Raw genomic sequence first — 24,789 nt, forward strand, 5'->3', positions numbered from 1 at the left:
AAGTAAAAGAAACAATGAAAAGAGCCATTATTTTAGTTTTAGACTCATTTGGTATTGGCGCGACCGCAGACGCTGATTCATTTGGTGATGTCGGTGCAGATACATTAGGTCATATTGCGGAGCAATGTGCCCTAGGCCAAGCCGATAATGAACAGCGACAAGGTCCTTTGACGTTGCCGAATTTGTCTAAACTGGGTTTAGGGTTAGCTCATCAAGAGTCTACTGGGACGTTTGCTGCTGGTTTAGATGAGCGTGTAGATGTTATTGGTGCTTACGGTCATGCAGCTGAGCTTTCCTCGGGAAAAGATACACCATCAGGTCACTGGGAGATCGCTGGTGTGCCCGTGTTATTTGATTGGGGTTACTTCACCAACAAAACCGACAGCTTTCCGGCAGAATTATTGGAGCGTATTGTTGCTCGAGCACAATTACCTGGTTATTTAGGCAACTGTCACGCCTCCGGGACTCAAGTTTTAGATGATTTGGGTGAAGAGCATATGGTAACTGGCAAGCCAATCTTCTACACTTCGGCCGATTCTGTATTCCAGATTGCGTGTCATGAAGAGACGTTTGGTTTAGATAACTTGATGACGCTATGCCAAATTGTTCGTGAAGAGCTAGCGGATTACAATATTGGTCGCGTAATTGCGCGTCCATTTACGGGCAAAAAGTCGGGAGAGTTTGCTCGTACTGGTAATCGACGTGATTTATCAGTTGAACCGCCAGCGGCGACAGTATTGCAAAAATTGGTCAGCGAGAAACAAGGGCATGTGGTGTCGATTGGTAAAATTGCGGATATTTACGCTCATTGTGGTATCACTCATAAAGTGAAGGCAACAGGCATTCCCGCGCTATTTGATGCCACGTTAGAGCAAGTGAAATCCGCTGGAAATAATACTATCGTATTCACTAATTTCGTCGACTTTGATTCCTCCTATGGACATCGTCGTGATGTGGCTGGATATGCACAAGCGCTTGAATATTTTGATCGTCGCTTGCCAGAGCTGTTAGCAATGCTAGCACCGGAAGACGTATTGATTCTTACTGCCGACCATGGTTGTGATCCAACTTGGCCGGGCACAGATCATACCCGTGAACATATTCCTGTACTGGTTTATGGACCCAAAGTGGCGCCTGGTTCTTTAGGGCTGCGTGACACATTTGCCGATATTGGGCAGTCATTGGCGACCTATTTCCAGCTATCGCCAATGGAATATGGAAAATCGTTTTTACCCCAAGCCGCATCCGTTTAAGGTTGATGAGCTTGATATATAAATCATAAAGGAAACAAAACTATGGCAACTCCACATATTAACGCTGAAATGGGTGATTTCGCTGACGTTGTTCTTATGCCGGGCGACCCGCTACGTGCAAAATACATTGCGGAAACCTTCTTAGAGAATGTGGTTCAGGTTTGTGACGTGCGTAATATGTTCGGTTTTACTGGGACATATAAAGGTCGCAAAATCTCCGTTATGGGCCATGGCATGGGCATCCCATCATGCTCTATTTACGCAACTGAGCTTGTTAAAGACTACGGTGTGAAGAAAATTATCCGTGTCGGCAGCTGTGGTGCCGTAAGTACTGATATCAAAGTGCGTGACGTAGTCATTGGTATGGGCGCATGTACGGATTCAAAAGTAAATCGCATCCGTTTCAAAGGTCATGATTTTGCCGCTATTGCCGATTACAACATGGTACGCGCAGCAGAAGAAGCAGCAAAGGCACACGGTACAGCGGTCAAAGTGGGCAACCTGTTCTCTGCTGAATTGTTCTACACACCAGATCCTGAGATGTTCGATGTGATGGACAAATACGGTATTGTTGGTGTGGAAATGGAAGCAGCAGGCATTTACGGTGTGGCTGCAGAGTACGGTGCGAAAGCATTAACCATTTGTACTGTTTCAGACCATATCAAAACCGGTGAGCAAACCACCTCAGAAGAACGTCAAAATACGTTCAACGACATGATTGTGATTGCGCTTGAGTCGGTATTGATTGGCGATAAAGACGCATAATCAATCTTGATATCTGGATGAATAAAAAAACCTCAGTCGATGCTGAGGTTTTTTTGTTAATTAAGATTGCGGGGATTGTGAGGCGTTTTTTAACAGCAAGTTCTCACCGCGGCGTATGGCGACTTTTTTCTTGCGTAATAACAGTGTGATCAGAACTCCGCTGACAAAACTCATTAGAACCATCAAATACATGTAGCGATCACTTTTGCGATAGTGATGGTCTGAAATCGCCGTGACTTTGCCTGTTTCAAAGGTGACGCGCACAAAACCGATGATATCCCCATCGTGCATCACCGGCTCAACCAGTTGCTGGCGACCAATACTAGCGGTATGAAGTGGTGTATCGAGTCCTAGCACTTCACGTACGCTCATGGCGTTGTCACTAGAGGCAAGTTTTACCCCCTCAGCATCATAAATAGTGGCGTCAAACACCAATCGGTCTTGAGCTAGCTGATTAGTGAGAGCCAAGAGACGTTCTTGGTCTTGATCGGCTATCATACTACTGGCAGTCATTGCCGCTTGCGTAATGAGCACTTTAGTTAGTGTCTCTAACTGGTTGGCTTGAATACGTTCGTTACCTTTACTGATGATGACACTATTGGTTATGGTGATCACAAACATCACTGCAACAGCAATGACAGCAAAGAGACGAATCACTACACGAAACGAGAATAGTGAGCCATTCATAACTTTCACCTAATCAAAAAATAAGGGTTGGCCAATATTGGGACTTGCGTTTTTAAATTGCAATAGGTTAACGTTCAGTTCTCCCAATTAAGGATAGTATACATGGACGCTTTTAAGATTTTACCGATAAAAAAACATCCCTCTCTTATTCAACGGTTTCCAGAGGCTCGTGTCGTTAACCCGATCGAGCGTAAACGAGCCAATTGGATTGTCTTTGGTGAACACTTAGCGCCTCAACTCTTTATTGACCTCGATTTTTATGCCCGAGAAAAACACGCAATTTTGGATATCTGGCAAGTAGGTCATTATGAAGTTGCATTGATGTCTGGAGATTTGGATGGGAAAAAAGAGGCGATACTTCAAGACCTCAAAGTCGAATATGCCAGCATTCAAGATGTTCCTGACTTAACTCAGCCAGGGTTGATTGTGATGGATATGGATTCAACGGCGATTCAGATTGAATGTATCGATGAAATCGCAAAGTTGGCTGGTGTTGGAGATGAAGTCTCCGCGGTGACTGAGCGAGCCATGCAAGGCGAACTCGACTTTGAACAGAGCTTACGTTTACGTGTTAGCAAGCTAAAAGATGCCGACCAAAGTATCCTTGATGAGGTACGTTCAGGTATTCCTTTCATGCCAGACCTTGGTGAAATGGTGACGACACTGCAGCAGTTTGGCTGGAAAACAGCGATTGCTTCTGGTGGCTTTACCTATTTCTCCGACCACTTAAAAGAACGTCTAAATCTTGATTTTGCACAATCAAATGTACTTGAAATCGCTAATGGTAAGCTGACTGGTCAAGTCTTGGGGGGCGTGGTTTCTGCTCAAACTAAGGCTGATATTTTACAGCAACTGGCCGCGCAATATGGCATTGAAACCCATAATACAGTTGCCATTGGGGATGGAGCGAACGACCTTGTAATGATGTCCGCAGCTGGATTAGGTATTGCGTATCATGCTAAACCCAAAGTGTACGCTAAGGCGCAAACGTCGATTCGTCACATTGGCTTGGGGGGCGTGTTGTGTATTTTGTCTGCTGGTTTAGTGAAACGTCAAAAGCTAAGTTGGCAAGCTAAACCGTAATAGAGCGTATATTAATAAAAAGCCACTTTATTAAGTGGCTTTTTACATATATGAAACAGCATCATGAGGTGACTGAGTATATGAGGCAATTTCATCTTAATTGAGCTGTAAGCGGGTCAGTACTTCGTCGGTGATATCAACGATTTCACTGTAGCCTGCTAACGAGGTAATCTCTTTTTCAAGCGTGGTTGAATTTTGGATACTGATTTGTGCGAGCTCCTCCAAATCAGCGCGCAGTAATGTGGTAAAGGCGTCAAATATAGGCGCAGATGCAATCCTCAACACAAAAAGCTCCCCCATGTTCTGGGCGTTTTTGATGAACTCAATACGCTGTTGAGTCGTCTCAAACTCATTCATTAGCTGTGTTTCTATCGATTTTACTCGCGAGCCAAATTTTAATATTGAAATATAGAGTTCGATGAACTGAGGTTCAACGCCATCAATTCGCTTCATAGGATTGGCTAACAGCGTATTAGTGTGTCCTTTAAAAACGGGATCGAGAGAGATTTTGTTTTCGCGTCCTAGCTTGGCTAAAAATTCGATGTGGCGCGGTAATGGATAATTCACGCCTATTACTCTAGGGCGCAAGTTTCTCGTCGCTTTGTCAACAAAAACTGGCGTGCTTACCATTTTATCCAACAGGATATTATGCAGGCTTTCTAGTAGTTCATGCGACGGAAGAATCTCGTCTTTTTTCAATAGCTTATCGCGGTTATTTTCTATCATACCACTGAAGAAAGCGATAATTTTCATCGTGCTAGAGGTTTCTTCGAGCATGAGTTGTACTCGTCGTCCCTCAGGGCTGACTCTAATAACTTGGTAGGGCACACTGTTTAATGGTAACTCTTTGTCATAGAGCTTGAGTTCATTAAAATCAATGGTGGCTTTATCTTGTGCTTTTATTGATAACGGTTCTTCAATAATGATACTTAAACCGCGCTTTGATATATCAACCGTAAAGCCAGTATGCTGTTTCCCTTCACTGTCAATTAACGTTAACGGAGTGCGAAAATGGTAACGCGGTTCTTTACGTCGCGAGCGCGCATCAAAATAGACGCCCATTGGCATACCGTGAATTTTACGAGGGTGACAAAATGGATTAATCACTTTGCTGCTAAGTGCGGGTTTGTCGACAAAAAGATAGTCATGAGCTGATTGCAGGTCACTGATTTCTTGCAAAATACCAAAATGGGTTAAATTACGTGAACGTTGAGATAGCTCTTCACTGTGGCTCGCTAGTTCGCGGCGTTCTTCTTTCGATAATTCAAACATCCACAGCCGAAACACTTTCCAGCTATCGCGTTTAGCGCCAATATGCCAAAACAGCTTACGCTCTTCTGGTTTTGCTTCAGGCATCATCATGGAGAAAAACAGCGTTCTATCTTTATATTCATGTTTAAACGCATACAGCACGTTATTACTGTCGTGAACCCCCGCCTTTGTTAGTGATGCCATTCGTTGTGTATTAAACAGAGTACCAAGGGCTTGTTGGTTGCGCTCATCGTGCCAATATTGCCAAATTGGTAGGTTATTTTCAGTAATCAAGGCAATTTTCAGTTCGTTGCCACTAAAAAATAGTGGCAGTGAGCAACTGTGTTTTAGATAAGTATGCTCGTAAGCTCGAGTTCGAGCGCGAATGATTTTATCTTGATTATCATGTGAGGTTTTCTTACGGTTACTGTTGAGCGATTCGGTGATAACGCGATCAATTGCGTCGGTTTCTGTCAGACGCAATACACGGAGGAATTTGATGGCATCATTATCGTAAGATTCGTCGACAGCAAGAATCCGATACTCAATGTCAGCTTCTAACCCTGAGATCTCATACTCTTTATATAACTCAATAAATCTGACCGTAATGATGTCTCCCAACTTATAGTCAAAGAAAGATGGGACTTTGAAACGTGCTCCGGAAGTCGATAAATCGACACTCAAAGCATGGATCACTTGCTGTTTGTTTTGGAGGTGGATTTCGATCTGTGTAGAAATGCGCAGACGGTTTTCTAAGCGTTTGAGGTCATAACCCAGTTTGATTGGATCCGCTTCAAATTGACAACGCTTTGCTTGATTATCTTGTTGAGGAGCTCCCCGTTTTTGCATCACGCGAAAGTTATTGCGCGTATTGTTTAGCGCTTCCCAAACCCCTTCTGTGTATGAGCCATACTTACGAATACTCTTGTGATAGGCATTAAATGCCACATCATCTAGCCAGTGCGTTATACCATCGATTTCGTATTCCCGGCACTCGCCATTGACTCGGCCACGTAAATCGACACTCTTATGGCAAGAGGTCATGATCCGGTTGAGTTCCATTTTAACCAGTAATTTGGCAGAAGGAGATTGCCCCTGAGTTAGTTGCCCTAACAGGTGCTCAAGATCCCCTGAATGATAGGCCGGAATTAGGCGTTCGGCTAAAGAGAGTATTTCAGATTGCTGCATACTATTCTATTAGATTAATGGTCTCTGTTAGTTCATCGGCTTAAAACGGTATATCTTTAGTAATACACGTCAATTACGTCGTTAAGTTATTTTAAATAGATGGAGAAATTTTGCTGATAATTAAGGTAGTTATTTTACTCTTAAAGTCAGTAACGTCAGGTGCACATGTCGCAAATCCCCCGGTATTCATTTGCTGATGTAATTTGGGTATGGATTCACTAGTGCCATCCATCTTATTATTGTTTAAGAAGTTAGTATTGTCATTTTTGTGAGAAAAATAGAGGTTTCATGGCTAAGGCAAAGCGCGCATACGTGTGTAATGATTGTGGGGCTGATTTTCCCCGTTGGCAGGGACAGTGCAATGCATGTGGAGCATGGAACACGATTACAGAGGTTCGATTAGCCGCGTCCCCACAGGCTGCTCGTAATGAAAAGTTGAGCGGTTATGCTGGTGCTGTTGAGTCAAAAGTCCAAACGCTATCGGAAATTGACTTGCAAGAGGTGCCGCGTTTTTCCAGTGGTTTCAAGGAATTTGACCGTGTACTTGGCGGCGGTATTGTCCCAGGTGCCGCTATTTTGATCGGTGGTAGTCCTGGCGCGGGTAAATCGACCCTGTTACTGCAAACCATGTGTTTGTTGGCTCAAACAATGCCAACCTTATATGTGACTGGTGAGGAATCTCTACAACAGGTAGCGCTGCGAGCATCACGGCTTGGATTACCGAAAGACAACTTAAAAATGTTGTCAGAAACCAATGTGGATCGTATTTGCCAAATTGCAGAAAAAGAACAGCCTAAAATTATGGTGATTGACTCCATTCAGGTGATGCATGTTTCTGATGTGCAATCATCACCGGGCAGTGTGGCTCAGGTACGCGAATCCGCAACAGCATTAACGCGTTATGCTAAGCAAAATAATGTGGCTGTTTTTATTGTTGGTCACGTCACTAAAGATGGCACGTTAGCTGGCCCTAAAGTACTGGAACATATAATTGACTGTTCTGTTCTGCTTGATGGGGATGCTGATGGACGTTTCCGTACCCTGCGCAGTCATAAAAACCGTTTTGGTGCTATTAACGAATTAGGTGTATTTGCCATGACAGGGCAGGGCCTTCGCGAAGTGAAAAATCCATCGGCCATCTTTTTATCCCGTGGCGAGGAAGAGACCTCGGGCAGTTCGGTAATGGTGGTTTGGGAAGGTACGCGACCGCTATTAGTCGAAATTCAAGCGCTGGTGGATTACTCGCAATTAGCCAATCCACGTCGTGTTGCGGTAGGGATGGAACAAAACCGTTTATCATTACTGCTTGCCGTACTACACAAACATGGCGGTTTACAAATGGCTGACCAAGATGTTTTTGTTAACGTTGTTGGTGGTGTAAAAGTCACTGAAACCAGTGCCGATTTAGCTCTTTTAGTCGCTCTTTTGTCGAGTTTTCGTGATCGTACTGTACCAAAAGATGTGGTGGTATTTGGTGAAATTGGGCTTGCTGGTGAGATTCGCCCCGTGCCTAGTGGACAAGAGCGATTAAACGAAGCATTTAAGCATGGATTTCGTAAAGCGATTGTTCCTTTTGCGAATATGCCAAAGAACGGAATTGAAGGTATGCAAATCCATGGTGTTAAAAAATTATCGGAAGCGATCGAAGCATTTGATGAACTTTGAGTAAAATCCCTGTATGCTCGCGCGGTTATTTAACAGTGAACAAATTTATGTAGCAGTACAGGCAAGCAACATATTTGCTTCGTCTATACTTCGTCACTGAGAGAGAATGCACAGTTTGGTTCGCAGTTTATGGTGGAATTGGATAGTAAATAAGAGGGATTATCTAGCAGTGCCTAGTGCGGAATCTGTACTTTACTATATCGAATTTTCTTAAGCTGAAAAAAGCGACAAACTTTTTTTTTGGAATCTGCACGCAGGACTATCAGTCTATAAAGATTATGGTATACTCTGCGCGCACTTTATACCTTATTAACAGAGTAAGACAATGACTACTGATTTATCGAAATACAGAAACATTGGTATTTTCGCGCACGTAGATGCGGGTAAAACTACCACTACTGAACGTATCCTAAAGCTAACTGGTATGATCCACAAAACTGGTGAAGTTCATGACGGTGAATCAACTACCGACTTCATGGAACAGGAAGCTGAACGTGGTATTACTATCCAATCTGCGGCAGTATCATGTTTCTGGAAAGGTCACCGTTTAAACGTTATCGACACCCCAGGACACGTTGACTTCACAGTAGAAGTTTACCGTTCTCTTAAAGTACTAGACGGTGGTATCGGTGTATTCTGTGGTTCAGGTGGTGTAGAACCTCAATCAGAAACTAACTGGCGTTACGCTAACGAATCAGAAGTTGCACGTGTAATCTTCGTGAACAAACTGGACCGTATGGGTGCAGACTTCTACCGCGTTGTAGATCAAGTTAAAAACGTTCTAGCGGCAACTCCACTAGTAATGACTCTACCTATCGGTATCGAAGAAGATTTCGTTGGTGTTGTTGACGTTCTTAGCCGCCAAGCTTACGTATGGGATGATTCAGGTCTTCCAGAAAACTACGAAATCAAAGAAGTTCCAGCTGACATGGTAGATGACGTTGAGCAATACCGTGAAGAGCTAATCGAAACTGCAGTTGAGCAAGACGACGAACTAATGATGGCTTACATGGAAGGCGAAGAACCTTCAATCGAAGACATCAAACGTTGTATCCGTACAGGTACTCGTAACCTAGCGTTCTTCCCAACTTACTGTGGTTCTGCGTTTAAAAACAAAGGTGTTCAACTAGTACTTGACGCTGTTGTAGATTACCTACCAGCACCTCAAGAAGTTGACCCACAACCTCTAATGGATGAAGAAGGCAACGAAACTGGCGAACACGCTATCGTTTCTGCTGACGAATCATTCAAAGCGCTAGCATTCAAAATCATGGATGACCGTTTCGGTGCACTAACTTTCGTTCGTATTTACTCTGGTAAATTGAACAAAGGTGACACCATCCTTAACTCGTTCACTGGTAAAACTGAACGTGTTGGTCGTATGGTTGAAATGCAAGCTGACGATCGTAAAGAACTTACTTCAGCTCAAGCGGGCGACATCATCGCTATCGTTGGTATGAAGAACGTTCAAACTGGTCACACTCTATGTGATCCTAAACACCCAGTTACTTTGGAGCCAATGGTATTCCCAACTCCAGTAATCTCTATCGCAGTTAAACCTAAAGATAAAGGTTCAACTGAGAAAATGGGTATCGCGATCGGTAAAATGGTTGCAGAAGATCCATCATTCCAAGTTGAGACTGATGAAGATTCAGGTGAAACTATCCTGAAAGGTATGGGTGAACTTCACCTAGACATCAAAGTGGACATCCTTAAACGTACTTACGGCGTTGAACTAGAAGTTGGTGCTCCACAAGTAGCTTACCGTGAAACTATCACTCAACCTGTTGAAGATAGCTACACGCATAAGAAACAGTCTGGTGGTTCAGGTCAGTTCGCGAAAATCGACTACCGTATCAAACCAGGTGAAACTAACTCTGGCTTCACTTTCAAATCAACTGTTGTGGGCGGTAACGTTCCTAAAGAATTCTGGCCTGCAGTTGAGAAAGGCTTCGAAGGCATGATGCTAGAAGGTCCTCTAGCTGGCTTCCCTGTTCTTGACGTTGAAGTTGAATTGTTCGATGGTAGCTTCCACGCAGTTGACTCATCAGCAATCGCATACGAAATCGCTGCTAAAGGCGCATTCCGTCAATCTATGCCAAAAGCTGGTCCACAACTTCTTGAACCAATCATGCACGTAGACGTATTCACTCCAGAAGATAACGTTGGTGACGTTATCGGTGACTTGAACCGTCGTCGTGGTATGATTCGTGACCAACAAGCTGGTGCAACTGGTGTTCGTATTAAAGCGAACGTTCCACTATCAGAAATGTTTGGTTACATCGGTCACCTACGTACTATCACTTCAGGCCGTGGTCAATTCTCTATGGAATTCGATCACTACGCAGCTTGTCCAGCAAACGTTGCTGAAAAAGTAATCGCTGAAGTTAAAGAGCGTAACGCTAAGAAATAATTGTTCTTTTTGAACAGCTATTGATAAAAAGCCCCTCGATAGGGGCTTTTTTTATATTAGTAAGATTTAAAATGATCGAAAAATAACCACAAAGTAACTTGATTTAGGTCACACTTTTGGCTATAAAGTGATCTGTGTCTGGTTAATTAATCAGCGGTGAGAGAGATTATTATGAATACTTACAACAATGCAGTTCAACAACAAGTCACATCAGCGCCAACTTCAACTTGGCGTAAAACAGTGAAAGAGCTTTTTGGCGTAGTCACTCTATGGGCGGCAGCTAGTGCCGTTATCGGTGCAATTAGTCTTAATTGGATCGCCTAACGAAGCGATAGGTCACGTCTTACCTGTTTGGGTTGTCGTGCAACTAATGAAATAAGCCCTAGTCTGATGCTAGGGCTTTTTAGTATCGATTGAATTCTGCATCTTGGGTTCATTTGGGGTTATTTTCTTTCTCTATTACGTAGAAAAAGCAGTGGATGAGAGCTTATGGCTCATTGCCTTCCCAACGAATCAATTGTTCTTCTGGCCAGTTTTCACTGAGATTTTGATAGTGCTTCTCCAATTCAAAACGTTTAATTTTTAGTGTTGGGGTGAGAAAACCATTTTCAATGCTCCAGGGATTAGCGACCATGAGTACTCTTTTTACCTTGGCGTGAGGTTCTAATGTTTGGTTTACCTCCTCAATGATAAGCTTGGTCCGACGTTCATAACGAGATTTATCAAAATGGGGAAACGGATGCGGTACAACAAGTAGGATGGGGGATGGGTGACCCGAACCAATTAAACACAGCATTTCCACGCGACTTTTTGCGTAAAGTAGTTTTTCGATGGGTACCGGAGCAACGAACTTACCTTTCGCGGTTTTAAAGGTGTCTTTCTTTCTCCCCAATAAGGTGAGGTATCCTTGTTCATCAATAGAGCCAATATCACCTGTATGTAACCATCCTTGTACATCAAAACAAGGCTCATTGCTTTGCTGGTGATAATAACCTGCGAACATACCTTGCGTTTTCATCATTACTTCACCGTCTTCAGCAATGTGCAACTCAACGCCAGGCCCAGCTCTGCCTACGGTGCCAATTTTGCTCTCGATAAATGGGTAGTTTAGCGTGCCATAGCCTAAGGATTCTGTCATGCCCCACGCTTCAGTTATTTCAAGTCCTAAACGGTTGTACCAATGTAATAGAGAGGGAGATACGGGGGCGGATCCACAACCTAAAACTCGAGCGTCTTCTAAGCCTAAGCCACGTATGATTTTTCTACGAATGAGGCGCTTGGTGAGGAAGAAGCTCAGTAAAAATTGCAAAATATGATTTGGGATTTTATCTAAAATCCGCTGTTGGAATAGGTGCCAAAGTCTTGGGACGGAGATAAACAATGTGGGGCGGTGCATTTTTACATTGTCAATAAAGGTATCCAGCGATTCAGGAAAGGCGGTTGGAATACCAACCATGATCGATGAACCAAAAATGTAAACTCGTTCAGTAATGTGTGCCAGTGGGAGATAAGAAAACAGTCTGTCTTGTGAGTTAATACCAATGTGGTCGATGATCTGTTTCGATGTCCATGCGAAACTGCCATACGTTAAAATGGAGCCTTTTGGCGTGCCTGAGGTTCCTGAGGTGTAGACAATCGACATAATGGTGTCATCTTGATGTTGTGGGCGATGTTTGCTTGGTGGGGATTTTGCGATTAATTCTACAAATTGGTATTGGCAAACAGGAGCTGACGAATAAGGAAGAGCAATGGTTGTGAGAGTGCTCATATCAGCCATTACTTGGGTTATTTCTGTGTTGTCGTCAAGTTTGCCTGCGATGAGAAAGTGGCAGTCACTGTGTGTTAGGCAATATTCAATAGTGGATGCTTGAGCCGTCGGGAAAAGCGGCACGCTAATAAAGTCGCCCAGCATCATTGCTAAGTCACAAATAAACCACTCGGCGCAGTTTTTTGAGATAAGTGCAATTTTGTCTCTAGGTTTCGCGCCAAGATCGGTGAGTGCTGAGACCAACCGAAGAGCCTGCTCTGCTACTTCCATGTAAGTGAAATCTTTAAACTTATCGTCGATAATTTGCCGAAGATAAACCTCATTGGGCTTCATGCGGGCCCAAATAAGCAGCAGTTCATTGGGGGGAGGCAGTGTGCATTGACTTCCATTTGCAAGAGAGGATGGGTTCATTATCACTCCTGTCGTAATGAGTATTCTATTTCAGTGTAGAGTGTTGGATGCACTTCGCCACGCAAATCATGGTTAATGAGAATGGTGATGACATGGGTCAGTCCCTGGATAGTCACGAATAATTGCTTCCAATTCGTCTTGGTATTCACGTAGAGCATTGACGCAGTGCTTATCCAACTTTCCATCAAATACCATTTTTTCTAAATCGAGCAGAGCATAAGGGATAGAGCGTGCTTGCTTGTGTGGGTGATGGCTAGTTAAGGCATCAAAAACATTAGCAACGGTGACAATTCGAGCACAAACAGGAATTTGATCGCCTTTTAAACCATAGGGGTAACCTGAGCCATCAAGAAATTCATGATGATAGGCAACGATATCTCTTAATAGGTTCACACAATGATGGTTTGGAGAATTGAGCTGTTTAATGATTTGTTCAATGATCTCAACCCCTTGTTCGATATGTTCATCAATTTGGCGCCGTTGAGATGGCGTAAGGGATTCTGATGACGTTAATGTGGTGTATGGTACTGAAATTTTACCAATATCATGATACCGGGAGAATAGGGTGATATTTTCTATTTCTTCATCACTGAGTTGGTATAGAGCAGCAACATGTTTGGCAATAATCTGGCTAAAACGCCACATTCGCTCACGGTGACATGTTCCTGCTGACCAATGCCTAGGGGCGGAAAGATTACGATCTTTGGTTGAATCTAGTAGGGCATGGACCAGTTCATATTCTGAGATAATCGAAATGATCAATGTATCGATAAACTCTGCCAGAGCACTAACGATCACATCAGTAAAAAAATCTTCCTTATGCGAGTTGATGAATAATATACCAATGAAATGATGGTGACTGTAAACGGGAACCGCCACTGAGGAATGAAAACCTCTCTCAAGAAGCCATTTGGTGTGCTGTGTATTTGGGTTAAAGCTGTCTGCAATGTTATTTACAACTCGTGTTTCTCCGGTTTGAGCGCAGCTTTTCAATGTCGGAAGCTCGGAGAGGGATACAGAGTATTGGTTAAGCTCACAGCCATGGGCAGAGCTGTCGGCATAAGTTTTTAACTCGTCCGTTTCCGCGTTGTAGAGAGCAAAAGAGAGGCGATCAACATTGGGTATTGATATGCGCACTTGGTAATGAATATCAGATAATTGGTGGTTTAAAGTCGCGGATAATCTTGAGCGCGATAAATCATCATTCTGGTCCATTCTCTCCATGTGTCCCCCTTAGTCAATTTAAACTCGTTACTCATGTTTCGAAGAATACAAAAGGTAACGAAAAATAGTATCTCTGCAGTGTTTATCTTCGTTAAATCTCTATGGATGGCTGAACCATTTATCCATTTTGTGCTATTTGATTATTAATTAGTGTAGAGGATTATTCTCACTTCAACTGACACTTGCGTTCAACTTTTACTGCGTGAACCTTGTTAAACTGTAACACAAAGTTAGCCTTCAAAATTCGGAGGTGGTTTCTTTCAAAAGAAACGATAAATCATGATGTTATTGGTGTTGTTATGCGATTGGAAACGTTTACACTTTGCCATTTTGATCACAGACCCTATGGGATTTTGACTGTTAGACTGCGAAGATATTTAATCCATTCACTGAAGCTTAGTTGAGCTTAGCGTTCGAATACACAATGTGATGACTAAGTTGCGCAGGGGAGAGCAGTACATGATTCAAACATACTTACCACTATTAGCTGAACAGCCCGCATACGATGGTGAGCCAGCCAAATTAGTTACTCTAGTTAATGCGAACGGCATGCGTTTGTTGTTTATGGATATTGGTGCAACATGGCTTAGTTGCCAAGTTCCGGTTGAGGGCGATCTTCGTGAAGTATTGCTTGGAGTGAGTAGTATGGAGGCGTTCCTAAAACAAACAAGTTACCTAGGGGCAACCGTTGGTCGTTATGCTAACCGAATTGCCAATTCTCAGTTTAAAGTGGATGAAACGACGTATCATGTCACAGCAAACCAAGGTCAAAACTGCTTGCATGGCGGTATGCAAGGTTGGAGCCATTTACGTTGGAAGATGACCGTTATTAGTGAGCAAGCGGTTCGTTTTACAATCGATTCCTTAGATAATGATCAAGGCTTTCCTGGTAATGTGCTCGCACAGATGACGGTCGTTCTTACCGACGACAATGAAGTGCGCCTTGATTACCATGCAACGACTGATGCCACAACGCCAATTAATATGACTAACCATGCTTATTTCAATTTAATGGGAGCTGAGTCAGGCGCGACTGTACTAGAAGATACGTTATGTATTCACGCTCAACAGTACTTGCCAACAACCGAGATGGGAATTCCACTCGCTGATGGGTTAACTGATGTAGCGGGAACCAGTTTTGATTTCCGTGAGCCTACTTTGATTGGTTCAAGGTTGCTGGCTGATGAACAGCAAAAATTGGTCAAAGGGTACGATCATAGCTATTTCTTGGGGGATACAAGGTTAGATACCCCGGTGGCAACCTTAACGGCGGCAGATGGTGCTGTGAGCGTTAATGTGTTTACCGACAAACCTGCAATTCAGTTATACACCGGAAACTGGCTTGAAGGTACACCTAATCGAACTGGTGGTGTGTATGATGATTATCAGGGGGTTGCACTTGAAACCCAATACTTGCCTGATTCTCCGAATCGAAACTGGCCACATCAAAGCTGTTACTTAGAGCCTAATCAGGAATATCGTTTTACGACGGTTTATCAATTCGACTAATCACGAGAGCAAGCTTGAATACCCCAGTTCTGACACTAGTACTAGGATGGTAGAGCTGGGGCTGTTTTAGGCTTTGTATTCGAGCAATAATCTATCGATATTCACTTGGGCGTTAGCGGAAACACCTGCCATCCGAGTGTATTTAGGTGAGTGGCGGTCGTTTTCATAAGGGAATTGCCAGCCGATTGTGTTGGCAATAAAGTGGCGTGCAAACTGCTCAGAAATTTCCAGGCAGCCAGTGAGCACGGTATCCACATAGCTTTGTACGATGGGACTTTGCTGGCAGGGCGGTTGATGATGCTCGGTGATGTAGACCCATATAGGTAACTTGGAATCAAAAGAGTGCTCTGATTCAATTTGTGAACTCTCTAAAGCAATGCGTTGATACCCAGCTTCACGCCGGTCAAACTCAGCGAGTTCTTCTGCGCTTACTTCTAGTAGTACACCTGAGACTTCTCCCTTTCCTTGATTAACGACTAACGGAGACATGATGTAGCTATCGTCGATTTTTCCCCAATAACGTACTAATCCTTTCGCTATCACTGGAATGGCATCGCCAGTGCGACCTGTGAGCTGGCGTGAGGCAGTATTAATCAAACTACCATATCCAAAAATGTACATAATGGCTCCTTTATTCTGTTACAACTGAGACGTCCTTGTCTCATTAGCTAAGACTGACTAAAAAACTTCAGACGGCGTAAAATCCAAAACTCAACCCCAAAAATAATCACTAAACCTAGGCAAAACAACCCAAAGGCGATAGGTGACTCGGTGCCTGGGATTCCCCCGACATTCACCCCTAATAATCCAGTTAAAAAGCTGGTGGGTAGGAAGATAGCGGCGATAACGGAAAACAGGTAGGTGTTTTGGTTCATGCGTTCGGCATGGTATTGGCGCAGCTCACCTTTGATGATTTCCAGCTCACTTAGATAAAAATCAAGCGTTTCGTTAATACGGGTAATGGTGTTAACACTGTGGCGTAAACGCAAGCTTTTGCTTTGTGATAGATTGGTATCGCTCGCATGGTAGTCATCAATGGCATATTGTTGTGGCTTAATAAAACGCTTAATTTTTAATAGCGCTTTATGGGTTTGCATGAGTTCTTCACTTAATTCTACTTCGTCATCAAAACGATCAATTTTATCTTCAACCGTATCTAAATAAGCGTCAATGTTGTTGCTTAGACCATCAATAATTTGAATGACCAATTCTGCCAAGTTAGCAGGGCCGCGTTGATTTTCTAAGTTGTGACGAATAGAGCTCACGGTTTTAGATGGGATTTTTCGCGTTGAGATCAAGGCGCCATTGATATAAAGCAAACGTAAGCTGAGCATGTCTTCTGGATTAGCGTCAGCATTTAAGTTCACTCCGCGCAAGATCAGTAAGAAGTCTTGATCTTCGTATTGTTCAAATAGGGGGCGAGTATCTTCTGCTAATAAGCTATCAATGATGGAATTAGGAACTTGATTACGCTCTAACCAGCGACGCACTTCAGGCTCTTCTCGTTGGCAGTGATACCAATGTTCTGGTTGAATCTGCTCAGGGTCTAATACCTGCTTGGTTGGTTTGTCACTACAAAAATCCCAGTGCTCGAGTAAAAAATCCATTCAACCTCCTTTAATGTGTGGAGATGATAGGAGCTCAATTAAGAGCTCCTATAAAATAACTAGAATCCACGCAATTGGATGCGTCTTAGAAATTCTGTCATGACACTGTCGTACAACAAATCACCTAAGAAGCCATCTTCTACAGTATGGTCGATACTTGGGTTGTCGTTGACTTCGATAACATAAACTTGCCCGTCTATTTCTTTTAAGTCAACACCGTAGAGACCATTACCGATCAAGTTAGCGGCTTTTAATGCTGTATCGATGACGGCTTTGGGAACTTGTTTTAAATCCAAAGTTTCAAAACCACCAGAAGAAACACGACCACTATTATGATGCTGGTAAATCTGCCAGTGACCACGGCTCATCATATACTTACAAGCAAAAATTGGGTGACGATTAAGCACGCCAATTCGCCAGTCAAAGTCAGTAGGCATAAATGCTTGAGCCAAAATTAATGCACTTTTGCTAAACAGCTTTTCTGCTTCGATAGAGAGTTCTTCTTCGTTACGTACTTTCACCACGCCACGCGAGAAAGCCCCATCTGGAATTTTCAACACAAGAGGGAAACTCAAACGTTCAAGTAAACGTTGTTTCCACTCGGGATCGAAGCTCTGCAAAATGACACTGTCAGGTGCGGGTACCTTATTGCGTTGCAATAGCTCGGTTAAGAAGACTTTGTTGGTACATTTCATAATGGACTCTGAGTCGTCCATCACTATCATGCCCATCTTTTCCGCTTTTTTGGCAAAACGATAAGTGTAGTTACTGATATTGGTGGTAGCACGAATGAACAAACCATCAAATTCCCCTAAGCGAGAGCCATCTTCAGGAGAGATAGTTTCAAGGTTCATCCCTAATCGATTGGCTGCGCGGCGAAAGCGTTTAAGTGCTGATTTGTCTGAAGGAGGCATTTTCTCCTCTTCATCGACCAGCATAGCAATATCGTAACGATATTTTTTCTCTTGTTTTGGTCGACGCCAAACTTTGCTCGAGAACATTTCTAAAGATTCAATAAAGAAATCTTCCTCTTGCCCTTGCAAGTCTTGGAATGGGAATGGAGCTACTTTCTTGATTTGCCAGTGACCATCTAAAGTACCTACTTCTAATTCAATCACCGGAACCATGAATTGTTCAAAAAGTAATCTAGCTAGTTTCTCCAACCCCTTATGCTGGGTGCGACCAAAATAAATTTTGCAGCGAATAGGATCTTCTTCGCTACAAAGTTTGTGCATTTTTACTAAATCAGAGGAGAGAAGTAGCGGCTGGTTTATATCGTTGATAGCCATTACTCGAGGGATCACTCGGTGACCACGAGCTTCAGCCATCAGTGAGCAGTAATAACCACTGCTCATATAACCGTAATCGCGACACAAGTTGACTACTTGGATACTTTTAAGATTTTGTTTCCAGTCAGCATTAAGGTATTGATCGACGCTAACGACTTGTTCGGATGGGAAATATTGTTGCCAATCACTGACTTTGTCGGTCACGATTAAAAGGTTAGCCATAACTATAGGTTTCCTATTGCATTAGATCTATGATTGATGCGCAATCTTGCTAACCACCTAAGGACATCGTATGGACTTTCGTCATGCGAAGAGTACTGATTTAACTGCGCTTAATGCTTTAGAGCTTGAGCTCTTCGACGGAGACCGAATTGCTCCCCGCCAAATGAAGCGTTTTCTGCACTCCAACCACGCTATTGTGTTTGTGGCGGATTCCGGTACGGAATTGGCCGGATATGCATTGCTACTTTTTCATCAAGGTACACAGCTTTCAAGGTTATATTCGATTGCCGTTAAACCTGATTTCAGAGGACGGGGAATTGCTCGAAAACTCATCGAACAATGCGAGCGCGCAGCTCTTGATCAAGGTTCGACTACATTAAGGCTAGAAGTGCGTGAAGACAATACCTCAGCGATAAATTTGTATGAAAAAATGGGGTATAAAACGCTTAAATTATTGATTCATTATTACGACGATTTGTGCGATGGGCGGCGTTTACAAAAACGTTTAACTCCGACTGAACCTAAGGTCATGTTAAATATGCCGCTTTACCTACAAACGACCCCATTTACCTGCGGTGCTGCATGTCTTTTGATGAGCTTTGGTTGCCTTACGAATGAGTTTGAGCCAAGTCGTGCTTTGGAGTTACAACTATGGCGAGAGGCTACCACCATTTTTATGGCAGCAGGGCATGGCGGTTGCAGTGGGCAAGGATTGGCTTTGGCGGCTTCTCGCCGCGGTTATCATGTTGAGCTTTGGAACCAATCTCGTGGTATTCCCTTTATTGATAGTGTGCGAGATGAGAATAAAAAAGCGGTTATTGAAATCGTGCATCAGGACTTTTGCCGCCAGTTAGAAGAGCAGGAGGTCGAGATTATTGATGCGCCACCAAGCCAAGGTGATTTTGAACAGTGGATTCGCCAAGGTGCTTGTGTCTTGCTGCTTATCAGCACCTATCGTTTTGACGGCAAAAAAGAGCCACACTGGATTATTTTAAGTGGGATGAGTGAGAAGTTTTTTTTCTTCCATGATCCGCACGCTGAAACGGAAAACGATGTGATGGCATCGGGGTACGTTCCAATTGGTAAAGCGGCGTTACAACAGATTATCGGTTTTGGTAAACAAAAGCAGATATCGTGTGTCGTGATTCAAAAATAATCAGCCAAGTAATGGCTCTCAGTTGTTCAGAGTGGTAGTGAAAGCTATCACTCTCATTTCATGTGTTTCTTATTACTTCCTAACAAGTTAATTTTTATAGTGAATTTATCTACATACCAACATGAAACTTTTTCATTTGGATGTCTATACGGCTAAGTTTAGTATGGAGAGGTGTTAAAGAATTCCACATCATGTCAGGGAGAAAATCATGTCTCAATCTCAGTTAAATGCGCCTTTTCATGCCGATGTTGTCGGTAGTTATTTACGTCCTCAGTATTTGCACGATGCTCGTCGTCAGTTTGAACAAGGAGCTATTGATGCGAATCAGTTAAAAGAGATTGAAGACAAAGCGATTACCGAACTGGTTGAAAAACAAAAATCATTAGGCTTAAAAGTGATTACTGATGGTGAGTTTCGTCGTTCTTATTGGCACCTTGATTTTATGTGGGGCCTGCAAGGCATTGAGCACGTAACGCTAGATAAAGGTTACCAGTTCGTCAATATGGTTACTCGTGCTGACAGCGCACGTTTGACTGGTAAAATCAGTGGTGAAAACCACCCATTTATTGAGCATTTCAAGTTCCTTGCTAGCCTTGCAGACGAGACGGTTTTACCTCGTTTGACCATTCCGGCTCCTGCGCAATTCTTAGCGGAATTACAACGTTCTGATAACCAAGAAGCGACTCAAGCTATCTACAGTGATGAGAATGAGTTGGTAGAAGATATTGCTAAGGCCTATCACACTTTCTTTAAAGAACTTACCGCTGCTGGTTGTCGCAATGTACAGATTGATGACTGTACTTGGGGAATGTTGGTTGACCCTAAATTTGCTGCCAAAGGCGCGGCCGATACACCACTTTCTGAAGCGAGCAGCTGTGGGTGTGGTGCAAGCCATGAGTTGAGCCATGAAGGGCGTGTGGCTGATGCTGCTGAGCTTTACTTAACTGTGAATAACAAAGCAATTGCGGGAGCACCTAAAGAACTGACTGTGACCACTCACGTATGTCGTGGTAACTACCGTTCTACTTGGGCTGCTAGTGGTGGTTATGCTCCGGTTGCTAAAGTTTTGTTTGGTCGCGAAAACGTATCTGCATACTACCTAGAGTTTGATACTGACCGCGCAGGTGATTTCTCACCACTGGCCGAGTTAACGGGTGATAAAAAAGTGGTGTTGGGGCTGGTCTCTTCAAAAATTGCCGAATTGGAAGAGGTTGATGCGGTTGTTGCTCGCATAAAAGAAGCGGCTCAATACGTTCCTCTTGATCGCTTATTTTTAAGTACCCAATGTGGTTTTGCTTCAACAGAAGAAGGTAATTCGCTGACTGAAGATCAGCAGTGGGCCAAAATTAAATTGGTACAAGAAGTGGCAAAACGCGTTTGGCAATAAGCGCCTTGTCGCTGTAAGTTAAAAAAAACCGCTTTCGTAAGAAAGCGGCTTTTTGCTTGCTGAACTAGATGTTGAGCAGCTTAAGCGTGGCTAGCTACGTAGTGATCGACTTTTTCTGCCAGTGCCTGTTTTTCCGCATTGCTGATGAAGCTGGCTTCAATGGCATTCAGAGTAAATTGTGCCAATTCAGCGTGAGTCATCGGGTGCGCGTTGGCTACCGCGTTGAAGTTGTCTGTCATATAGCCACCAAAATACGCAGGGTCATCTGAGTTGATGGTCACACATAGCCCTTTACGTAGTAGTTCCACAATATTGTGCTCCGTCATTTCTTGGAACACTTTCAGTTTGGTATTGGAAAGTGGGCATACGGTGAGTGGCATACGTGTTTCGGCTAACTCTGCGACTAACTCTTCATCTTCCACGCAGCGTACCCCATGGTCGACACGCTGTACGCCAAGAATGTCAATCGCGTTACGAATATTAAGCGCAGGCCCTTCTTCACCCGCATGAGCAACCGCAAGGAAGCCTGCTTCACGCGCTTGGCGAAATACTTCAGTGAACTTTTCTGGTGGATGCCCTTGTTCAGACGAATCGAGACCCACACCAACGATTTTCTCTTTGTAAGGGAGAGCTTGCTGTAGGGTTTCAATGGCATCTTCTTCACTCAAATGACGCAAGAAACACATGATCAATTGACTGGATATTCCCAGTTCGGATTTCGCTTGCTCAAGAGCTTTAGTGATACCTTCGATAACCGTTTTGAATGCGACACCTCGAGCGGTGTGGGTTTGGGGATCAAAGAAAATTTCCGTGTGAATCACGTTATCTTGTTTACAGCGTAATAAATAGGCCCAAGTGAGATCGAAGAAATCCTGTTCGTGCAGCAGCACGTTTGCCCCTTGATAGTAAATATCAAGGAAAGATTGCAGGTTAGTAAATTGGTACGCGTTACGTACTTCTTCTGGAGAATTGAAAGGAATCTCAACTTGGTTACGCTGAGCCAGTTCAAACATCAATTCTGGCTCAAGAGAACCTTCGATATGAAGATGCAGTTCTACCTTTGGTAGGTGCTGAATAAAGCTGTGCATGCTAACCCCTTTGTATTTCATCAATAGCGAACATCCATAAATAAAAGCAGAAAGTATGCCAAATTATAGATATAGGAAAGAGGCTAGCATCTGCATGCTAGCCTCTTAGATTTTGATTTTTACGCTTCAAATACGTTTAAAAGCAACTGATTAGTTGTTGCTGTGCAGCTCGCTGTTCAGTTCAACAGCAGATTTATTCGCTAAGCACTCAACTTGACCAGTTTGTGAATTACGGCGGAATAGTAGATCAGAAACACCTGCTAGGTCACGTGCTTTTACGATTTCTACTTCGTTGCCTTCTTTGTCTAGCATGCGCACTTTTGTGCCTGCAGTCACGTAGAGGCCAGACTCAACTGTACAACGGTCACCTAGTGGGAAGCCTAGACCTGCGTTTGCGCCAAGCAGTGAGCTTTCACCGATGGAAATAACCACTTTACCGCCGCCTGATAGTGTACCCATGATAGAAGCGCCGCCGCCGATATCTGAACCATTACCCACAAGAACGCCAGCAGAGATACGACCTTCAACCATGCTTACGCCAGTGGTACCTGCGTTGAAGTTGATGAAACCTTCATGCATAACAGTAGTACCTTCACCCACGTGTGCGCCAAGGCGTACGCGAGATGTATCAGCGATACGAACGCCAGTTGGTACCACGTAATCCACCATTTTAGGGAATTTGTCGACACAATCGACAGTCAGAGTACGACCTGCTAGGCGAGCTTCGATTTGGCGGTCTGCCAATTCTGGTAGATCGATTGGACCTTCATTAGTCCATGCGATGTTGTGCAATAGACCAAAGATACCATCAAGTACGATGCCGTGAGGCAGAGCAAGACGGTGAGAGATAAGTTGCAGTTTTAGGAAGCCTTCAGCAACACTGGTTGGTTTTTCGTCAGATGCTAGAACCACCAAAACCAATGGTTGAGTTGCAGTTGCAGCTTTTTCTGCAAATGATGCAGCTTCTGCTTGGTCATTGGCTGCAAAGATGGTTGCGATAGCTGCAGCTTGTTCAGCTGAGATTTCTACTGCTTGATTACCTTCTGCGTAATCTGTTGCTGCAGTAAGTTCTGCAACTAGCTTGTCACTTGGGTTGATGATTGGGGTTGGGAAAAACGCTTCAATGATTTTTCCATCACGATTTTTGGTGGCAGTGCCGAAGCCGATTGCAAAATGAGCCATAAAAATTCTCCATATAGTTAATTCGTTATATCCAGACACCCACTTGAGGTAGCGTATTTCTAGCCACATCAAGGATCATGGTTGAGCCGAGCCATAGCGTGTCTTGTTGAGTTGAGATTCATCTTAAAGAGACTTTGCAGCGGAAGAAAGGGTAAAACGGTAAGAAGTCTGTAGAAAGATACCCTTTGTCTTTTTAGCGATATATGTCTTTAAGCGGAAAGTATAAAAAAACCGTTGCAGAGCAACGGTTCTTCGCAAAAATTTCGAGTGAGATTAAGCTGCGTCATCGACAGAAGAATCTTCTTCTTTGACTGCTTTAGGTTTCTTCGGTGCAGGTTTGCGTTTTGCACCTAGAGCACAAAGAACATCATCCTTGTGTTGAGCAAGGAACATTGCGAGTTCTTCTTGTTTCTCTTCTTGCTCAATGAGTTCGCTTTTACCAAGTAATTCGAACAGTTCATCTGCCATATCCAGCATTTTGTCATAAGCGTCAGCTTCGGCCTTAGAGGTAAAAGTCATTTTCTCTTCTCCGTTGCGTTCCACCACGTACTTAACGATGACAGCCATGGTTATTCCTCTGTTGGTTGCTCATAAATTACTGTATTTATATACAGTATATTAAGTGTAAAGTCTAGTGCAGTATATCAAAATGAGAGCTACTTATCCCAGTGATGACAAAATTCCATAAAATGTTTGAGTAGCGGGCTTTGGTATTTTTCTTTATGGACCAAAATCCAAAAACGGCGCTTCATATCCAACGGTACGTTAAGAATCTTGACTCGTCCATCTGCTACGGCGGAATGAGCCGCTAGTTTGGAGAGACAGGCAAAACCAAGATTCGCCGACACGCAGTTGATAATAGCCTCGGTGGTATTAAGCTCAAAAGCTTCATGCCACTGTTCGATGCGCGGTGCGACAGTGCGCAGGAAGAACTCCCGCGACCCAGAACCTGCTTCACGCAAAATCCATTCGCTCTGTTCAAAGTCGGTCATGGCGACTTTTTCTTGTTGAGCTAAGGGGTGGGCAGGAGAACAGATCACACACATCTCATCTTGGCTAAATTGCTGCGACATCAGTTGTGGATGGATGGTTTTCCCTTCAATCAAGCCAATATCCAACTCGTAGTCGACCAGTTTTTGACAGATTAATGCCGAGTTTGAGATAAATAAGCTCTGATCATAGTGCTGATACTGCTGACGAAATTGACTGAGTAAGTAAGGCACCACTTGGTTACCTATGGTGTCACTGGCACCAATGTGCAGTTGGCCTGATAGGGTTTGTTGGTCATTAAACACATGGTCAAGGTCATCTAAGCGATGGAGCAGTTCATCGGCAAAAGGCAGCAGTTTTTGCCCCTCTTGATTGAGAATTAAACGGTTATTCACTCGATCGAACAAGGCATGACCTAACTGCTTTTCTAGCTCCGACAAGGTCATGCTGACGGCTGCTTTGGACAGATAGAGTTTGTCTGCTGCGGCAGTAATGGTTTTTAGTTGGGTAATTATCGTAAAAACCCGAAGCTGCTTGAGAGTGATATGGCTGCTCATTTAACTGGTCATCATGTTCAAAGGAGAAAGATATGATTCTCGAAAAGGCCCATAAGTGCAACCGAGGGTGCTAACTAAGCAGCAAATTGAGTGT

The 24,789-nt window shown here is 43.6% G+C and carries 20 protein-coding genes; 9 read left to right on the forward strand and 11 right to left on the reverse strand.

Annotated features, from left to right (window positions below):
* Positions 1–14 precede the first annotated feature (14 nt).
* Together JCM16456_RS02995 and deoD are read left to right on the forward strand one after the other, a co-directional pair.
* Positions 15–1,253: a phosphopentomutase gene (locus JCM16456_RS02995; protein WP_068712227.1), complete on the forward strand. Its 1,239-nt coding sequence runs from the start codon at positions 15–17 to the stop codon at positions 1,251–1,253.
* A 42-nt stretch (positions 1,254–1,295) separates the two neighbouring features.
* The gene (gene deoD / locus JCM16456_RS03000) at positions 1,296–2,018 is read left to right on the forward strand and encodes a purine-nucleoside phosphorylase (protein ID WP_068712231.1); all 723 of its coding nucleotides are present in this window, start codon (positions 1,296–1,298) and stop codon (positions 2,016–2,018) included.
* A gap of 60 nt (positions 2,019–2,078) precedes the next feature.
* Here the strand turns inward: deoD and JCM16456_RS03005 are convergent, their stop codons facing one another.
* Positions 2,079–2,705, reverse strand: coding sequence for a YtjB family periplasmic protein (locus tag JCM16456_RS03005; RefSeq protein WP_068712233.1), 627 nt, complete (start codon positions 2,703–2,705; stop codon positions 2,079–2,081).
* Between the two features lie 102 nt (positions 2,706–2,807).
* Between JCM16456_RS03005 and serB the strand changes: the two genes are divergently transcribed.
* Complete coding sequence (serB, locus tag JCM16456_RS03010) at positions 2,808–3,788, forward strand: phosphoserine phosphatase (protein WP_068712234.1); 981 nt, start codon at positions 2,808–2,810, stop codon at positions 3,786–3,788.
* A gap of 96 nt (positions 3,789–3,884) precedes the next feature.
* Here serB and JCM16456_RS03015 read toward each other — a convergent pair whose 3' ends face one another.
* Positions 3,885–6,227: a PilZ domain-containing protein gene (locus tag JCM16456_RS03015; RefSeq protein ID WP_068712235.1), complete on the reverse strand. Its 2,343-nt coding sequence runs from the start codon at positions 6,225–6,227 to the stop codon at positions 3,885–3,887.
* 288 nt (positions 6,228–6,515) lie between these two features.
* Between JCM16456_RS03015 and radA the strand changes: the two genes are divergently transcribed.
* From radA to JCM16456_RS23525, 3 genes are all read left to right on the forward strand, one after another.
* Complete coding sequence (gene radA / locus JCM16456_RS03020; RefSeq protein WP_068712239.1) at positions 6,516–7,892, forward strand: DNA repair protein RadA; 1,377 nt, start codon at positions 6,516–6,518, stop codon at positions 7,890–7,892.
* A 325-nt stretch (positions 7,893–8,217) separates the two neighbouring features.
* Positions 8,218–10,305, forward strand: coding sequence for an elongation factor G (fusA, locus tag JCM16456_RS03025; RefSeq protein ID WP_068712241.1), 2,088 nt, complete (start codon positions 8,218–8,220; stop codon positions 10,303–10,305).
* Positions 10,306–10,476: 171 nt separating this feature from the next.
* On the forward strand, positions 10,477–10,629 hold the full coding sequence (locus JCM16456_RS23525) for a hypothetical protein (RefSeq protein ID WP_156430434.1): 153 nt from the start codon (positions 10,477–10,479) through the stop codon (positions 10,627–10,629).
* A gap of 163 nt (positions 10,630–10,792) precedes the next feature.
* On the opposite strand, the gene JCM16456_RS03030 is transcribed toward JCM16456_RS23525, so the two are convergent.
* Positions 10,793–12,484 (reverse strand): AMP-binding protein, encoded by a 1,692-nt coding sequence (locus tag JCM16456_RS03030; protein WP_156430435.1) that lies wholly within the window; start codon positions 12,482–12,484, stop codon positions 10,793–10,795.
* Positions 12,485–12,556: 72 nt separating this feature from the next.
* Positions 12,557–13,699 (reverse strand): HD domain-containing phosphohydrolase, encoded by a 1,143-nt coding sequence (locus JCM16456_RS03035; RefSeq protein WP_231894415.1) that lies wholly within the window; start codon positions 13,697–13,699, stop codon positions 12,557–12,559.
* A 468-nt stretch (positions 13,700–14,167) separates the two neighbouring features.
* Between JCM16456_RS03035 and galM the strand changes: the two genes are divergently transcribed.
* Positions 14,168–15,217, forward strand: coding sequence for a galactose-1-epimerase (galM, locus tag JCM16456_RS03040; protein WP_068712244.1), 1,050 nt, complete (start codon positions 14,168–14,170; stop codon positions 15,215–15,217).
* Between the two features lie 66 nt (positions 15,218–15,283).
* On the opposite strand, the gene JCM16456_RS03045 is transcribed toward galM, so the two are convergent.
* The 3 genes from JCM16456_RS03045 to JCM16456_RS03055 are packed head-to-tail and all read right to left on the reverse strand — an operon-like array spanning position 15,284 to position 18,335.
* Positions 15,284–15,838, reverse strand: coding sequence for a gamma-glutamylcyclotransferase family protein (locus tag JCM16456_RS03045; RefSeq protein WP_068712246.1), 555 nt, complete (start codon positions 15,836–15,838; stop codon positions 15,284–15,286).
* A gap of 47 nt (positions 15,839–15,885) precedes the next feature.
* Positions 15,886–16,824 (reverse strand): zinc transporter ZntB, encoded by a 939-nt coding sequence (locus JCM16456_RS03050; RefSeq protein ID WP_068712248.1) that lies wholly within the window; start codon positions 16,822–16,824, stop codon positions 15,886–15,888.
* 59 nt (positions 16,825–16,883) lie between these two features.
* Positions 16,884–18,335, reverse strand: a complete 1,452-nt coding sequence (locus tag JCM16456_RS03055; RefSeq protein ID WP_068712250.1) for a RimK family protein — start codon at positions 18,333–18,335, stop codon at positions 16,884–16,886.
* Between the two features lie 70 nt (positions 18,336–18,405).
* Here JCM16456_RS03055 and JCM16456_RS03060 point away from each other — a divergent pair, with 70 nt between their 5' ends.
* A complete protein-coding gene (locus JCM16456_RS03060) occupies positions 18,406–19,491 on the forward strand; it encodes a GNAT family N-acetyltransferase/peptidase C39 family protein (RefSeq protein WP_068712252.1) in 1,086 nt (361 codons plus the stop codon).
* Between the two features lie 208 nt (positions 19,492–19,699).
* Positions 19,700–20,878 (forward strand): uroporphyrinogen decarboxylase/cobalamine-independent methonine synthase family protein, encoded by a 1,179-nt coding sequence (locus JCM16456_RS03065; RefSeq protein WP_068712254.1) that lies wholly within the window; start codon positions 19,700–19,702, stop codon positions 20,876–20,878.
* A gap of 80 nt (positions 20,879–20,958) precedes the next feature.
* On the opposite strand, the gene JCM16456_RS03070 is transcribed toward JCM16456_RS03065, so the two are convergent.
* The 4 genes from JCM16456_RS03070 to JCM16456_RS03085 form a co-directional block, all read right to left on the reverse strand.
* Positions 20,959–21,966, reverse strand: a complete 1,008-nt coding sequence (locus JCM16456_RS03070; RefSeq protein ID WP_068712256.1) for an adenosine deaminase — start codon at positions 21,964–21,966, stop codon at positions 20,959–20,961.
* Positions 21,967–22,116: 150 nt separating this feature from the next.
* On the reverse strand, positions 22,117–23,148 hold the full coding sequence (gene dapD, locus JCM16456_RS03075) for a 2,3,4,5-tetrahydropyridine-2,6-dicarboxylate N-succinyltransferase (protein ID WP_068712259.1): 1,032 nt from the start codon (positions 23,146–23,148) through the stop codon (positions 22,117–22,119).
* 273 nt (positions 23,149–23,421) lie between these two features.
* Positions 23,422–23,715, reverse strand: coding sequence for a YebG family protein (locus tag JCM16456_RS03080; RefSeq protein WP_068712260.1), 294 nt, complete (start codon positions 23,713–23,715; stop codon positions 23,422–23,424).
* An 89-nt stretch (positions 23,716–23,804) separates the two neighbouring features.
* Complete coding sequence (locus JCM16456_RS03085) at positions 23,805–24,695, reverse strand: LysR family transcriptional regulator (protein ID WP_068712262.1); 891 nt, start codon at positions 24,693–24,695, stop codon at positions 23,805–23,807.
* Between the last annotated feature and the right edge of the window lie 94 nt (positions 24,696–24,789).

Source organism: Vibrio tritonius, from assembly GCF_001547935.1.
GTDB lineage: Bacteria > Pseudomonadota > Gammaproteobacteria > Enterobacterales > Vibrionaceae > Vibrio > Vibrio tritonius.